Here is a 382-nt window from a genome sequence, read left to right on the forward strand (position 1 = left end):
CCTTCTTCAATATTCAGGGCATCTACCAAAGTCTCTTTCTTGTCATTATATTTTGACTGATAAAGACGATCGGTTTCTCCTGATTTAAGATCCAGTTTGTCAACAAATGGAAATTGACCCTCCGGCGTAAATCCATCTCCCATTAAAAAGGTATTATTTTTTGACAGTTTAAGCACATACTGTCCGTAGTCATTCTTTTCTGTTACGAAGCTTCCGGGGTCGCTGTAACGATCCTGATAGTTTCTATCAAAAAGGATCTTAGGTGCTTTTTTGCTGTTTGAGGGATCAAAGACATAAGTGCGGGTATTTCGGGTATTCCACCAGTAATCCATTGCAATTGCTGTATTTTTGTCTCCCCAAATGATCCCGCTGTAACGGTCTT

Annotated in this window: 1 pseudogene; it reads right to left on the reverse strand. The window is 39.8% G+C overall.

Annotation, left to right across the window (positions count from 1 at the left end):
- Positions 1-382 (reverse strand): annotated as a pseudogene (locus HC176_RS17405) (S9 family peptidase); the annotation flags it as partial.

The sequence above is a fragment of the Tamlana crocina genome (genome assembly GCF_012037625.1).